The sequence below is a fragment of the Bariatricus sp. HCP28S3_A7 genome (genome assembly GCF_052066375.1).
Taxonomy (GTDB): Bacteria; Bacillota; Clostridia; order Lachnospirales; family Lachnospiraceae; genus Allocoprococcus.
The window spans coordinates 1-15,602 of sequence record NZ_JBQHSG010000029.1; the positions used below are offsets into that span (position 1 = coordinate 1).

At 44.2% G+C, this 15,602-nt stretch carries 13 protein-coding genes; 1 reads left to right on the forward strand and 12 read right to left on the reverse strand.

The window, feature by feature from the left end; genetic code table 11:
* The first annotated feature begins 293 nt into the window (after positions 1 to 293).
* A complete protein-coding gene (locus ACTNA4_RS13740) occupies positions 294 to 1,598 on the forward strand; it encodes an alpha-amylase family glycosyl hydrolase (protein ID WP_441030607.1) in 1,305 nt (434 codons plus the stop codon).
* Between the two features lie 149 nt (positions 1,599 to 1,747).
* On the opposite strand, the gene ACTNA4_RS13745 is transcribed toward ACTNA4_RS13740, so the two are convergent.
* From ACTNA4_RS13745 to truA, 12 genes are all read right to left on the reverse strand, one after another.
* The gene (locus ACTNA4_RS13745; RefSeq protein ID WP_441030609.1) at positions 1,748 to 3,442 is read right to left on the reverse strand and encodes a glycoside hydrolase family 13 protein; all 1,695 of its coding nucleotides are present in this window, start codon (positions 3,440 to 3,442) and stop codon (positions 1,748 to 1,750) included.
* Positions 3,443 to 3,487: 45 nt separating this feature from the next.
* Complete coding sequence (locus ACTNA4_RS13750; RefSeq protein ID WP_441018373.1) at positions 3,488 to 4,093, reverse strand: Maf family protein; 606 nt, start codon at positions 4,091 to 4,093, stop codon at positions 3,488 to 3,490.
* A gap of 4 nt (positions 4,094 to 4,097) precedes the next feature.
* Positions 4,098 to 4,607 carry a flavin reductase gene (locus ACTNA4_RS13755; protein WP_427806964.1) on the reverse strand — a complete coding sequence of 170 codons (510 nt, stop codon included), beginning with the start codon at positions 4,605 to 4,607 and terminating at the stop codon, positions 4,098 to 4,100.
* Positions 4,608 to 4,633: 26 nt separating this feature from the next.
* Positions 4,634 to 5,860 (reverse strand): tyrosine--tRNA ligase, encoded by a 1,227-nt coding sequence (gene tyrS, locus ACTNA4_RS13760; RefSeq protein WP_427806963.1) that lies wholly within the window; start codon positions 5,858 to 5,860, stop codon positions 4,634 to 4,636.
* A 494-nt stretch (positions 5,861 to 6,354) separates the two neighbouring features.
* Positions 6,355 to 7,197: a carbohydrate ABC transporter permease gene (locus tag ACTNA4_RS13765; protein WP_427806962.1), complete on the reverse strand. Its 843-nt coding sequence runs from the start codon at positions 7,195 to 7,197 to the stop codon at positions 6,355 to 6,357.
* Entirely contained in the window at positions 7,197 to 8,048 is an 852-nt protein-coding gene (locus tag ACTNA4_RS13770; protein ID WP_427806961.1) for a carbohydrate ABC transporter permease, read from the reverse strand. The genes ACTNA4_RS13765 and ACTNA4_RS13770 overlap by 1 nt, the downstream gene beginning before the upstream one ends.
* A 124-nt stretch (positions 8,049 to 8,172) precedes the next feature.
* On the reverse strand, positions 8,173 to 9,486 hold the full coding sequence (locus ACTNA4_RS13775; RefSeq protein ID WP_427806960.1) for an ABC transporter substrate-binding protein: 1,314 nt from the start codon (positions 9,484 to 9,486) through the stop codon (positions 8,173 to 8,175).
* A 144-nt stretch (positions 9,487 to 9,630) separates the two neighbouring features.
* Complete coding sequence (locus ACTNA4_RS13780) at positions 9,631 to 10,986, reverse strand: ABC transporter substrate-binding protein (protein WP_441030611.1); 1,356 nt, start codon at positions 10,984 to 10,986, stop codon at positions 9,631 to 9,633.
* The gene (locus ACTNA4_RS13785) at positions 10,907 to 12,688 is read right to left on the reverse strand and encodes a sensor histidine kinase (RefSeq protein ID WP_441030613.1); all 1,782 of its coding nucleotides are present in this window, start codon (positions 12,686 to 12,688) and stop codon (positions 10,907 to 10,909) included. The genes ACTNA4_RS13780 and ACTNA4_RS13785 overlap by 80 nt, the downstream gene beginning before the upstream one ends.
* Positions 12,689 to 12,697: 9 nt before the next feature.
* Entirely contained in the window at positions 12,698 to 14,293 is a 1,596-nt protein-coding gene (locus tag ACTNA4_RS13790; protein WP_427806957.1) for a response regulator, read from the reverse strand.
* Positions 14,290 to 14,850, reverse strand: a complete 561-nt coding sequence (locus ACTNA4_RS13795; protein WP_427806956.1) for a GNAT family N-acetyltransferase — start codon at positions 14,848 to 14,850, stop codon at positions 14,290 to 14,292. Before ACTNA4_RS13795 ends, ACTNA4_RS13790 begins: the two co-directional genes overlap by 4 nt.
* Positions 14,810 to 15,589: a tRNA pseudouridine(38-40) synthase TruA gene (gene truA / locus ACTNA4_RS13800; protein ID WP_427819611.1), complete on the reverse strand. Its 780-nt coding sequence runs from the start codon at positions 15,587 to 15,589 to the stop codon at positions 14,810 to 14,812. Before truA ends, ACTNA4_RS13795 begins: the two co-directional genes overlap by 41 nt.
* Positions 15,590 to 15,602 lie beyond the last annotated feature (13 nt).

Sequence of the window (15,602 nt, forward strand, 5' to 3'; positions counted from 1 at the left end):
AAAGTAAAAATTCCATACAACATTCAAAAAATATAAAAAGAGGCAAAAACCCAGTAAAATCAATGGTTTGAGCCTCTTTGTTTTTTATCAAGTGTCGAAAATGGGATTATATTATGGTGCCTTTTCCATGTCAACTGTTTTTTTGATTTATTCCTTATTTTTTTCGACTCCCCGCACAATTCGTTATCGTATATACAATCACAGAAATTTTACAGTAGCCCGGTCATCTGTTCCTATGGTATAATAAGCACATATGAAACCACACAAAAATACAAGAAACGAGGTACTGACACATGTGGGCTTATGAAGGCATTTTTTATCAAATCTATCCGATTGGATTTACCGGAGCGCCGACTTCCAATGACGGCAACGTTGTTCCGAGAATTTTGAAGTTGAAAGAATGGAGCAGTTATCTGCAGGAACTTGGTGTTTCTTCTATATTATTGAACCCGATATTTGAATCGGACAATCATGGATATGATACCCGCGATTTCAAAAAAATCGACTGTCGCCTTGGGACAAACGAGGATTTCGCAGAGGTCTGCAAGGATCTGCATGCACATAATGTGAAGATTGTTCTGGACGGTGTATTCAACCATGTAGGGCGCGGTTTCTGGGCTTTTAAGGATGTGCAGGAGAAGAAATGGGATTCTCCCTACAAAGACTGGTTCTGCATCAATTTTGACGGTAATTCCGCCTATAATGACGGCTTCTGGTATGAAGGCTGGGAAGGGCACTATGAACTGGTCAAACTGAATCTCTACAATCCGGCTGTTGTCGATTACCTTCTGGAATGCGTGAAGGGCTGGGTGGGAGAATTCGATATCGACGGACTGCGGCTCGATGTTGCCTACAGTCTGGAGCGCAATTTTATGAAACGCCTGCGCAGCTTCTGCCAGGAACTGAAACCGGATTTTGCTCTGATCGGCGAGGTATTGTTCGGCGATTATAATCTGATCGTAAATGATGAAATGCTCCACAGTTGTACGAATTATGAGTGCTACAAAGGAATCTACTCCAGTTTCAACAGTATGAATATGTTCGAGATCGCTCATTCTCTGAATCGCCAGTACGGTCCGGAACAGTGGTGCATTTACCGCGGAAAGCATCTGATGTCCTTTGTCGATAATCATGATGTAACACGAATCGCCAGCATTCTGACCAATAAGAACCATCTTCCGCTGGCTTACGGTCTTCTCCTCGGAATGCCTGGAGTTCCGTGTATTTATTATGGCAGCGAATGGGGAGAAGAGGGCGTCAAGGCTCCGAATAATGATTATGCACTTCGTCCATGTTTTGAAGAGCCGAAGCCGAATGAACTGACGGAATTGATCAAGGAATTGATTCATATTCGCACAGGCAGTGATGCGCTTTGTAACGGAACCTATCGCAATGTTGTCCTCACCAACCACCAGCTTGTATTTGAACGCAAAACGGATTCCGAACGCATGCTGGTTGCAATCAACGCTTCCGATGCACCGTACACCGCCCAGAACGGAGAACTCGGCGGAACGATGACCGATCTGCTTACCGGAGAAGTCATTGAGATGAACGGACATCTGGAGATGCCGCCTTACAGCGTGAAATATTTAAAATAATGAATCACCTTCTTAGCAAAACAGGGCTTCAACTCCAAAAGATTCAACGGATCATTTTTGAATATGCATGACAAGACAAAAGGACAGTTGGCGCAAAAGCCTTCTGTCCTTCTGTCTGTATTATGTTTTTATAGCCATCTGTTTTCCGGTCAGAGTTCTGCCACAATGAACTGATATGGCCGCAATGTCAGCAGCCAGCCGTCTTTCACCTTCAGGACTCTTTTCTCAATATTATCCTCCGGATAATTATTGACCAGGATTTTTTTGCTGTCAAACTCCATCGGTATGGTCCGATCTTCGTTCTGATAGTTGGCAACTACCAGCAATGTGTGATCTTCGTCCTTTCTACAGAAAGCAAAAAGTCTCTTTTCGCCTTCATATGCAGGTATCATCTCTCCATACACAACGGTATTACCATATTCCGGATCTTTGCGGAGACGAATCATTTCTTTATAAAATTCGAGAACAGATCCTTCTCTTCCTTCCTGGTCGGCCACATTGATTTCCTTATAATTCGGATTTTCTTTAAGCCACGGCGTACCATCGGTAAATCCTGCATGCTCAGTGTCATCCCACTGCATCGGTGTGCGGGCATTATCGCGACTGAATTTCGCAACAATATCCAGTGCTTCCCGCTCGTCATAGCCCTGCTCTCTGGCAAGGCGATATTCTTCGATCGTGCTGATATCATTGATATCGGAAATGCTTTCGAAACGGGTATTTGTCATACCGATTTCCTGTCCCTGATAGAGAAACGGAAGGCCATAAGTCATCATCATAAGTCCTGCCAGCATTTTCTTGCTGATTTCCGTCACTTCTCCTTCCGGAATATAACGGCTTACCCCGCGAGGCTCATCATGATTCTCGATGATATTCGCCATCAGTCCTGTTTTTTGCGACGTAAGTTTACTTCTCATCACCGTATCCCGGTATGCATCCGGGTCCACCGGCTCACAGGCATACCATCCCTTTTGATTTCCGCCAATTAAATGCGGCGCAAAATCAAATATGGATTCAAAACAGCCGTTCTCTCCGATATATTTCTCCATCTCTTCCTCGCGAAAATCAAAAAGCTCTCCTATCGTGAATGCCTGATACGGCGCAAAGGCTTTTTCTTTCATCTCCTGAAGAAATTCATGAACCCCCTGCGCATTTTGGAGCATCAGCGCTGCGCTGCACATTCCGTCTTCACGGTCAGCCGGGAAATCCTGGAAACGAAGATCTTTCTTAATATTGATAATTGCATCCAACCGGAAACCGGCCAAGCCTTTTTCCATCCACCAGCGGATCATTTTATAGATTTCTTCCCGCAGCTTCGGGTTCTCCCAGTTCAGATCCGGCTGTTCTTTCGCGAACATATGAAGATAAAACAGATTCTCATATCCCGGAAGTTTTTCCCAGACACTGCCTCCGAAATAGGAGCGCCAGTTGCAGGGCGGTTGCCCGTCTTTTCCTTCTCTGATATAGAAATATTTTCCGTATTCTCCATACGGATCCTGAAGTGCCTTTTGAAACCATTCATGCTGATCTGAGCAATGATTTACAACCAGATCCATGACGATGTACATATCGCGTTTTTTTGCTTCCTCAAGCAGTTCGTCCATGTCTTCCATCGTTCCAAATGCCGGGTCAATAGCATAATAATCAGATATGTCATATCCCTGATCTACAAACGGAGACTGATAGATCGGGGACAGCCAGATGATATCCACGCCCAGATCTTTCAGATAGTCCAGTTTACCGATAATTCCCCGGATGTCACCGATCCCGTCTCCGTTGCTGTCCATAAAGCTTTTCGGGTAAATCTGATATGCTGTTTTTCCATGCCACCATTTCTTCTTCATCGTATTTTTCTCCTTGTTGCTTACATTTTTCATCCAGTCATACGATCATATTTCCATTTTTTTCAGTTCCTGATACACTCTGGCGATCGGAAGTCCGACAATATTGTTGTAGTCCCCCTCTATTCCCCGAATGTAGATTGCGAAACCGCCCTGAATCCCATACGCGCCAGCTTTATCCATAGGTTCTCCGGTTCCAATATAGTCACGGATTTCTTCCTCCTCCATCGGATACACCGCCACGTGACTGCATTCAAAAAATGTATTCTTCTTCTGTCCTTCATTCGTTTTCGCCAGAAGTGTCACTCCGGTATATACCTGATGCGTCCGGTTCTGGAGCAGGGAGATCATGTGGTATGCGTCTTCCTCACTTTTCGGCTTGCCAAGGATCTCTTTACCGGATGCCACAACGGTATCCGCACCAATCACGACAAATTCTTCATCCGGATGCCCTTTCTCATAGCCTGCGTAGACGTCTTCTGCTTTCTGCGCAGAGAGCTCCATGACAACCTCTTCCGGCACCACAGAGCTGATCGTCTCCTCACAGCTTGATGGGATGACTACATGACGAATCCCCGCCTGTCCCAGAAGTTCCGTTCTTCTGGGTGAAGCAGATGCAAGAACGACCGTGATGTTCTGCTTCCATCTACCCATAGCATTAATCCTCTTTTACGAGTACTTTGACAATTTCGCCCATATACATCGTATGCATATCGCGATCCGGATACCATTTTTCCAGATTCTTGCGATCATCAAAGTTTTCTTCTCCCATTCTCTGATGGAACACCTTACGGCAGACAAAGATCAGACGTGCCTCCGCAATCGCTGACGTTCCGTCTATATAGTACGGAGTCAGTCCCGCATCTTTCATCTTGTCCGTATCTCTTCCGGAAACCCTTCCGCAGAGACTCAGCGCCGGTCTGTATGTTTCCTCGAAAAATGATAAAGTATAGTACTCGCTTCCATCTACAAATTCTTTGGTAAAACGGGAATCACGGATATAGGCTGTCGCAGTCGGTTTTCCCCACATGATTCCGACGCCTCCCCAGCTTGCAGTCATCGTATTGCATTTCGTCTCATCGCCCGCCGTGATCAGCATCCACTGTTTTCCGATCAGATCGAATGGATTTTCTTTCAGTTCTTCCGGTTTTATTTCTCTAAAACTCATCACGTATGCCTCCAGTCCGATATTACTTACGCTTTGTTCACTACTTTACGGAAATTCTTTTTACCGCGTCTCAAGACTTTTCCGTCTCCGTCAAATTCTTCTCTGGCAAATGTTGCTGCGATGTCTGTAACTTTCTCACCGTCCACCGCTGCACCGCCCTGCTGAACGGCACGGCGCGCCTCAGATTTGGAAGGGACCAAACCGCTCTTATGAAGGAGGGTCAGGATGTCGATCTTCCCGTCTGTAAAATCTTCCTCAGTCAGCTCTGCTGTCGGCATATCTGCTGCATTTCCGGAGCTGAACAGCGCACGTGCTCCCTGCTGTGCCTTCTCGGCTTCTTCTTCGCCATGAACCAGTTTTGTCAGTTCATAAGCAAGGATTTCTTTAGCCTTATTCAGCTGGGCGCCTTCCCATTTGTCCATCTCATCAATCTGCTCCAGCGGAAGGAACGTAAGCATACGCAGGCATTTTAACACATCCGCGTCTGCCACATTTCTCCAGTACTGGTAGAATTCAAACGGAGAAGTCTTATTCGGGTCAAGCCAGACTGCACCGGACTGTGTCTTGCCCATCTTCTTGCCTTCGGAATTCAGAAGAAGCGTGATTGTCATGGCGCTTGCATCTTTTCCGAGTTTACGGCGGATCAGCTCCGTACCGCCGAGCATGTTGCTCCACTGGTCATCTCCTCCGAACTGAAGATTACATCCGTATTTCTGGAACAGCATGTAGAAATCATAACTCTGCATGATCATGTAGTTAAATTCCAGGAAGCTCAGTCCGCGTTCCATTCTCTGCTTATAGCATTCCGCAGAAAGCATACGGTTTACGGAGAAATGCGCACCGACTTCACGCAGCACTTCTACATAATTCAGATCCAGAAGCCAGTCCGCATTATTTACCATCAATGCCTTTCCATCCGAGAAATCGATAAAACGGCTCATCTGTTTCTTGAAGCATTCACAATTATGCTGAATCGTTTCCTCCGTCATCATCTGACGCATATCCGTACGTCCTGACGGATCTCCGATCATAGCTGTACCGCCGCCGATCAGAGCGATCGGTCTGTTACCGGCTTCCTGCAGACGTTTCATCAGGCAGAGCGCCATGAAATGCCCTACATGCAGACTGTCTGCAGTCGGATCAAATCCGATGTAAAATGTTGCCTTTCCGTTATTTACCAAATCGCGGATCAGCGGTTCATCAGTTACCTGGGCGATTAGTCCTCTCGCCTGAAGTTCTTCATAAATTCCCATTTTCGTTATCCTCTCTTTCAAAAATTATTTAATCAATTTTTGTTTTTGCGAAAAAAAGCCCCGTCCTTACTTTTTTTCTGTAAGGGCGGGGAATAATCCCGTGGTACCACCTTATTTCACATGCAGCTCGCGCTGTATGCCTCCGTGAGTGACTCTGCCATCGCATCCATCACTGCAGCGGTATAACGTCCGCCATTCCGTCACAGCCTACTTACCTGTTCTCTTCTCTCTGCGTTCGGTGTGATGCTCCAGGATGTATTCATCTCTAACTCTTCCTGCACCTCTCATCAACCGGTAACTTTCTGTTTGAGTCTTGTCAGAAACTACTTCTTCCTATCACAGCATTTAAATATTTCGTCATGGAGTAATACTAACTTATATTGATTCATTTGTCAAGGAAGATTCTGTTTTTCTGTCCCGCTCAAAAAACAAAAAGAAAGCGGTTCCCGTTTCCAGAAACCGCTTTCTTTTCGTTTTATAATATGTTAGCCTGATTAGCCTTTTACCGCACCGGCAGCAACACCTTTGATGATATACTTCTGTCCTGCCAGGTATACAATGATGATCGGAATGACAGTAAGCATGATACTTGCCATCATCGGTCCCATTTCCACTTTACCGTAACTTCCTCTGAAGTACTGGATCAGCATCGGAATAGTCTTATATTTCTTGATATCAAGAACCAATGTCGGAAGCAAATAATCATTCCATACCCACATAGCTTCCAGAATACCAACAGAGATCATCGTCGGTTTCAGTATATGTACGTCGATCAGGAAGAAGGTCTGAAGCGGATTGCATCCGTCGATCATAGCAGCCTCTTCTACTTCGATCGGGATTGATTTTACAAATCCACAGAACATGAATACTGCAAGTCCTGCACCAAATCCCAGATAAATAATCCAGATATTCCACGGAGTGTTCAGCTTCAGTTTATCTGCTGTCTGAGACAGTGTAAACATAACCATCTGGAACGGGACTACCATTGAGAATACGAACAGGTAATATAATACCTGTGAAATCACGCCTTTTACACGGGTGATATACCATGCACACATAGAACAGCAGATCAGAATTGCCGTAACAGAGGTGATGGTGATAAATGTACTGAATCCCAAACTGCTCAGGAATCCCTTGGATGCAATCGCATCAATATAGTTTGCAATACCTGTAAAAGAGTCTGCCGTAGGGAGTTTGAACGCAGCAGCTGTACTGATTGCAGATTCTTTTTTCAGAGAATTTAAAAGAATCATGACAACAGGATATATCCAGAGAACAGAAGCGATTCCCAAAATAATGGTCCATATCATACTACCCGGCTTTCTTTTTTTATCCATTACTGCTGCACCTCCTTTGAACGGGTTGCTCTAAGCTGAGCAAACGAAATAACAATTACGATAAGACAGAAAATAACTGCCTTTGCCTGTCCATAACCCTTCCACTGCATACCGGAACGCGCATAGAAAGTCTGGTAAATGTTGAGTGCCAGCATTTCTGTTGTATGGTTCGGATCACCGCCGGTGAGTGCGAGGTTCTGGTCGAACAATTTGAATGAGTTTGTCAATGTCAGGAATACACAAATAGTAATGGATGACATAACCATCGGTACTTTGATCTTAATCAGTGTCTGAAGGTTCGTAGCACCATCGATCTTAGCCGCCTCAATCAAAGAATCCGGCACATTCTGCAGTCCTGCAATATAGATGATCATCATATATCCAATCTGCTGCCAGCACATCAGGATGATCATGCCCCAGTATCCGGCTTTGCTGTTCAGTGCAAGCAGCGGCTGAGCAGTAAGTGACAGCACACAGTTGATCAAGATCTGCCAGATATATCCAAGAACGATACCGCCGATCAGGTTCGGCATAAAGAATACTGTTCTGAAAATGTTGGTTCCTCTCAGATTCTGTGTCAACAGAAGTGCAAGTCCGAATGCAAGCACATTGATAGTCAGAATAGAGACAACCGAGAACATAACTGAAAATTTAAAGGAATCAGTAAATGATGTATCTTTGATTGCCGCAATATAGTTTGTAAGTCCTACCCATGTTGCATTGTCTACCGTCGTAAATTTACAGAATGAAAGATATAAGCCTTCTATAAACGGTACGATAAATCCAATTACAAATGCAAGAAAGGTTGGAAGAATAAAAATCGGTGCGTAACGCTTTAACGCTTTTTCCATAGAGCTCCTCCTCACTCATAACCAGATCTGACAAGGCAGATAACCGTTTGCCTTTCAAATCCTCACATAATAAGGACAGGCAGGAACGCTGCCTGTCCTTTTTCATGTTTACTCCAGTTCCTTATTACTGCTGATTTGCCAGCTCGTATTCTGTTTTCCATCCATCTACGAAAGCGGATACAACACCAGCCCACTGTTCATCAGTCTGATCTGCTGCATATGCTGTAAGAGCCTGGCCTACACCATTCTTCCACTCTTCTGACGGCATTGTCGGGAAGTTCCAAGATACAGGTGTTTTTCCTGCTTCTGTCATTTCTTTATCCTGTTTTACGAACAGGTTCTGAGATTCTACTGCATTCTTGAACGGAATAACGAATCCCATATCTTCGCCCATAGCTTTTGTTCCTTTTTCAGAAGTTACACACCAGTTCATGAAATCCAGAGTAGCCTGAATATCAGCTTCGTCTGCTTCTGAGTTTACACACCAGTAGTTTTCAGTACCGGTACACAGTCCCTGATTTGCCTCATCGCCTGCGCCGATGTAGATTGGGATCATAGCAAGGTCATCATCTGTAAATGTTCCGTCTGCTGTAAGGTTGCCGTATTCCCATGAACCATTCTGGAAGAATACTGCCTGACCTGCCAGGAATTCGTTACGGGAGTCATCACCTGTCTTGGCAGCCAGTTCAGCCGGTGCGCAGGTACTGTTGTTGATGTACAGATCCCAGATATTACGATAGTTGTCAAGGTATGTTCCCTTGATTGCATCAGTTGTTCCGATTCCGTCCTCCTGATATTCGAAATAGATCGGAAGGTTTGCAAGATGTGTCTTAAATCTCCAGTCAGAAGATCCATCCATACCTGCTGATGTAAATGCTGCAAATCCGAGTTCAGAAGAACGTGCTGTGATATCTTCTGCAACTTTCTTCAAATCTGCGAAAGACTGAATATCGTCAATTGTGTAGCCAGCTTTTGCAAGCAGCGTTTTATTCACAATCAGGCCATAAGATTCAATAACGTAAGCGATACCAGCTACTTTGTCGCCATCTTTCAGTGCATAATCTTCGCTTGTCAGCTGTTTGTAAACATCTGAATCTGAAAGGTCATAGCAGTAATCTTTCCAGTTAGCAAGTCCAACCGGTCCGTTTACCTGGAACAGTGTCGGAGCACCGCTCTTACCCATTTCACTCATCAGTGTGGTTTCATACTCTCCGGATGCAGCTGTAACAACTTCAACTTTTACTCCGGTTTCTTCCGTGTAAGCTTTTGCAAGTTCCTGCCACTGTTCATCCTGTTCTGGTTTGAAGTTCAGATAATATACAGAACCTGTTGCTTCTCCGTCGCCACCTTCTTCTTTCTTTCCGCCACAGCCTGCAAGTGTTCCTACTGCCATTGCTGCAACCAGTCCCAGTGCGATCCATCTTTTTTTGTTTTTCATAACAAATTCTCCCTCTTTTCTGAAAACTTGGTTTTCTTTTTTCTGTAATAATCATAGCAGAGAAATATTCCTGTCCGTTATCAAGAAAAAAACCTGAACTATCAAAAAACATACCTTTTATTTTTAATAGTTCAGGTTTACACTTTACTGTTCAGCCTCATATTCCCGGATACTCTCATCCGCTTTTTTCAGGAATTCTTCTACTGTAATCTTCCCTTTAGCCAGTTCCGGAAGACACTCTTCCAAAGTTTCTTCCTGTAAGATGGAATTCCATTTCACCTGGTAATTCGGAACGATCTGTGGGTCCGCCGAAAAAGCGTCAATATAATCACTCAGTGCAGGCACATTCCATCCCTCACCGGATTTCATCAGGCGTTCCCTTTCTTCCCTATTATACTTTGTGCGGAATTTCAAGAATTCCACAGCCCCCTTCTTCACTTCATCACTATAATCAGAAACCACCGCCCATCCGAATGTCTCAGGAGACGAGATCAGTTTATTTCCCGGGAATGCCGAAAAGCGAGTCTTCCCCCGCCATCCATCAGGTATCTGTTCGATCATCCAATATCCATTCGGGATCATGGCCGCCTCTCCCGAAAAGAAATTGGTAAATGAAACATCGAAATCGGCATGCATTGCATCATCTGTTGTATAAGAAAACAGTTTCTTAAGCGTTTCTGCCAGCATAACACCGCTTTCATTCTGATATGTATCCGGGAAAAGCTCTTTCATAAATTCAGCACCATCCGATGTATCAGCAATTGCCGCTGTTGCAATCAACATGGGAGCCCATCCTGTTCCTTCCGTATGCAATGCAAGTGGTGTAATACCGCAACTCTGCAGCCTGTCGCAGCATTCCCAGAATTCTTCCCAGGTCTCCGGGAATCGCTCTATCCCTGCCTTTTCAAACAATTCTTTATTCCAGAACATACCGGAGCAGGAAAATACCGCCGTACTGATCGGTGCCAAGTACACTGCACCATCCTCTTCCATACACGCTTCCATTACCGCAGGCTCAACCATATTTCTCCATTCTTCATCCGCTTCCAGATACGGTGCAAGATCTTCCAGACGGCCATCTTCGATCATCATCTGATAAAATGACGGCAGCATCCGCAGATCTGTGATTACCGCAGGAAGCGAATCCGTCACATTCTGCCGTTTCAGATTCTGCCGGTATTCCTCTTCTGTCTCCAACACCCACTCTACATCAACCTGATAGATTCCGTCATATTCCTCATTGAAAGCTTCTGTAAGCTGTTGGTTACTCTTTTTACCATTCGTAGGATTTACAGTAAAGATTACAGGAATGTGGATTTCTCCCCGTTCTTCTTCCTTGGTCTGTGTCTGTTCGCTCTTTTGGCATCCACAGGCAACCCCTGCCAGCATCACAACACAGAGCAATACTGATAATAGTCTTCTATAATTCTCTATTTTCTTTCCCATCATCCGGAATCCGGATAATACATCTGGTTCCGTCATTTTCTGCTTGATATTCAAAATGTACATCCTCTCCATATTTCAGACGCAGCCTCGTAATAACATTAGTCACGCCGTATCCATGTTTTTTGTCCGGGAAACACTCCCGGAGATTCTTAAGAGGCGCCCCGTTAAGCGCATTGATCTTATCTGCCATTTTACCGTCAATCGGCTTTCCGCTGTTGTAGACTTCCAGACTCAGCTGCCCCGCATCTTCTTTTACCGTAATCCGAATAAATCCCCCTTCGTAGATTTCACAAAAGCCATACTTAATTGCGTTTTCTACAAGCGGCTGCAAAATCAATTTCAAAATCCAGGTCCTCTTTGCATCCACCTGACATTCAATCTCATATCGGAACAGATTTTCATTTCGGATCTGCTGGATCTCCATATAACTCTTTACATTTTCCAGTTCATCTTCCACTGTAACGATATCATTACCCTTGCTGAGTGACAAACGGAGATATTTTGACAATGCCTGTATCATTTTCATTGTCGTTTTCTCACCATTGATTCTTGCCAGCATGTAGATCGTATCCAGAGTGTTATACATAAAATGGGGATTGATCTGACTGATCAGCATATTCATTTCACTAGTCCTCAGTTCACGTTCCTGTAATTTGATCTCATCCAAAAGATTTTCAATATTTACAAGCATCTGATTATAGGATTGTCCGATCTGATCCAGTTCTGTATTCGTGTTCAGTTCAACTTTCCTGCTAAAATCATTTCCGTCAAATCCCGTCATCGCTTCACTGATTGTCTGGATCGGTCTCGTAAATCGTTTGGAAAAATAGATACTTAAATTCAACGCAACGGCAATGACGAGAAGATAGATCCCGGACAAAATGATCAGAATTTTTCCCAAATCCTTAGAAATCACACTATTTGGTACGATCGTGTAAACGATAAGTCCTGTCTCCTTCTGCCGGTAAGCCGACAGAAGGCCACTGTGAATTTTCTCTCCGTTGGCGATCATACCTTCTCCGTCTGTTCTCGCTATTTCTTTCATGATCTTCTGATCTGCATCCGGCAGATCGTATCCGTCCGGATGCCACATTTTCCAAAACTGTCCATTCCCATCCATGATTCCAACCGCAGCATCTGATATGGAAGCCGGATTGCTGCCCAGAATGTCATCCAGAAATTCTTCTTCCATTTTCAGGAACAGCATTCCGGGTTCATGTGCATATTCCATACTGTGCACATACCGCCCGATAAATACCGCCTGCTTTCCTTCTCCGAATAACGTATCCGGGGCAAGAAACCATTTCGTCTTTGCGTACGAATCCCCGAGCCGAGCAGACATTTTACTCTTTTTAAAATCCTCGTAATCAATCTTGGAATATGAACGCGTATATACATTCTGTTTATTATCAACATAACAGTATTCCGATACATGTTCCATGTCAATGTAAGCAAAGTATTTACTGATCGTCGTCTTCTCAACCTCTTCCAGATTTCCCGTTCTGAGGCTGTCCTGCACGTCTGTATTGAGGATACACTCTGCCAGGACTTCATCACTTTTCTGAAACAGAGAATCCAGTGCAATCCCCATTTTCTCATCGAGAGAAGTGTATTTATCCACAATTGCCGAGCTAAGACGACGATAAGTGAACATCCACACACCTATGCTTGACATTAAGAGTGCCAGAATCAAAAGTGCTATGGTGTATTTTAAATATTTTTTTTGAATTCCGGACTTCATTTTCCCGATCTTCATCTCTGGCCGTTACCCTTTCTCACAATTCCGTTTATATTCACTGGGAAGCATTCCCGTGGATTCTTTGAACAAATGAGAGAAATAGGAAGGATTGCTTATTCCCACCTGCTCGCAGATACTTCCTATGCTCTCATCCCCCTCAGACAGCAGTTTCTTTGCCCGCTCAATCCTCTGCTGGAGCAAATATTTCTTAAATGTCATATGAAATGTATTTTTGAAAACTCTGCCAAAATAAACCGGATTCAAATAAATATGAGTTGCTACGGAAACGATGGATAAATTCTCATCATTCAAGTGTTCTTCAATATATCCGACTGCAACAGACATATACTCTTTGAAGTACCGGGTCTCATCTTTACCTGCATGCTTCTTTCTTTCTTCAATGACACTGCCGAGAATCCGATAACATACATCTACCGATTTTGCCGCACTGAGATTCTGGATATTCGAATAATAATTGCGAAACTGCTCTCGTAGACTGTCCACCATTCCATAGGAATCCTTAAGCAAAAATTCCACTCTCAGCATCAATTTGTGCAGGAGCTGGCATTGCATTTCTTCCGCTTCGGGCAAATTGTAGATAAAATGCACAAAAGCCTTTTTCAGCTCTTTTTCATCATTTTTCCGAATAGCATTGACAATCAGAAGTTCGGCATCCTCAAAATCCGTACGTTCCTCACTTTCCTCAATCTCCTCAGGCATAGTAAATGCGCTTGCACCGGACGCACTCGCAAGACCGAATAATTTTTCAGCCTCTTCATAGCTCCGTCCAATCCCTTTCATGCCTTTATAAGGTTTTGAAATTGATGCCACGACCGGACAATTCTGTTCTTCTTTAATATGTTCCATCAGAAGTTTCAATTCTTTGACGGTATCATTCTTACTTGTTTTCACCAGAAAAACAAAATATCCTTCCTCGCTTTCAAAATGCCAGAAGAAATATTTTCCATTCATCACCTGTTCCAGATACCGAATCAGCGACAACTTTGTTGCTTCATAATCAAGCGAATTCGTAATCTTATATGTAAGATCTATATCTACACACAATGTAATAAAACGATCCCCATCCCGGATCACATCATCGACCGTTGCAAAGACCTGTTCCATCTTTTCATATGTAATTTTCTTTTGAAGGTATTTCTGTACAATGACTTGCAGGAAACTGTCAGAATCTTTTTTCACCATCTTCTCCCAACTCTCAATACGCTGTACATTTTCAATCTGTGCCATGCAGTTTTTGTATGCATTCTCCATGGTTTCCTGCAATTTATCGTCCTCAATCGGTTTCAAAAGATAGGCAAAAGCCCCGAGCTCACATGCCTGGCGTGCATATTCGAAATCCCTGTACGCACTCAGCACGATAAAAAGGCAATCCATGTCCTCTTTCTGAATCTCCTCCATGACCATCAGACCAGAAATCTGTTTCATACGGATATCCGTCAGAACCACATGCGGTTTCTTCTCCTTGATCACCTGAATCGCCTGTTCCCCACTCTGTGCAGTTCCCACCACTTCAAACCCCATGCTTCCCCAGTCATAAGTTTTAAGCAGCCCCTGCAGCAGGATTGGTTCATCATCTACTACAACCAGCTTCAGTAATTTCATTTTCCTTCCTCATATTCATCATCCAAATTCTTCCACATAACAAATCGCCGTTTTCCGCCATATTTCTTGACATCAGCAGCGATTTTCATTCCAAACCGTTCTACATTTCGAAGACTGTACACATTTTCCGGATGAACAGTTGCCATCAAGTATCGGATTTCAAGCTCGTTCCATCCATTTTTCAATATCCTCTGTGCCTCCACCAGAAGTTTATATTGCAGGGAATTTCCTCGAAACTCCGGAGAGACTACCGCGATCTCCAAATGTGCGACCTTCTGCATTTCTTCCTCTGAAAGTTCCAGATATTCTCCCAGATTATCTTCTTCACGTTTCGGGAAACGTACAATAAGCAATGCTGCCGTATTTGTCCGGTCGATCTCAGGCTGCGCCAGAATGATAAACCCTTCTTCCGAAATATGCCTGCGTACAAATTCCATATCTTCCGCTTCAAACCAGTCCGGATCCGTGATACCTGACTTCGCCTGCCTGATCATCTTATCTATGGCAGGCACATCCTCAGCTCCTGCTATTCGAAACACAAAATCCATCGTTTTCATATACTATCTCCATTAGACACAATCCCTGAGGAGGTGCAGTGACTGCCTCCTTTTTTCGTTCCCTACCTTCAAGAAGCTCCAAAACCTTCTCCGGTTCATAAAACCCTCTCCCGACGCGAATCAGCACTCCTGCGATGATCCGCACCATATTGTACAGAAATCCATTTCCTGTAATCCGGATTGTAATTTCTTCCGGTTTCAGCGGATTCTGCTGAATTTGAAGATCTGTGACCGTCCGCACTGTTGTCTTTGCGTTGGTCCGGATGCAGCAGAATGCAGCGAAATCATGTTCCCCCAACAGATACTGGGCTCCCTGTCTCATGCGGTTCACATCGAGGTCAAAACTGACGAAGCAGTTATAAAGCCGCTTCGTCGGAACAGGAGTCTTCGTATTCAGAATATGGTATTCATAAGTTTTCAGACTGTTTTGATATCTGGGATGCCAGTCCAGTGAAACCTCCTCTGACTTCGTCACCACAATATCTTCCGGAAGTCTCTGATTCAGCGCATAGGAGAAGCGTTCTGCCGGTATTCTGCTCCCGGTGTCAAACACAGCAATATTCCCCATTGCATGAACCCCTGAATCAGTCCGGCTGGCACCGATTACTGCAATCTCTTCACCGGTAAGTGTGCAAATTGCTTTATTCAGCACTTCCTCTATCGTAATTCCATTCGGCTGCACCTGCCATCCACAATAATTCGTGCCATCATATGCAACTGTCAATTTAATTCTTCTCATTATCTGCTCCGTT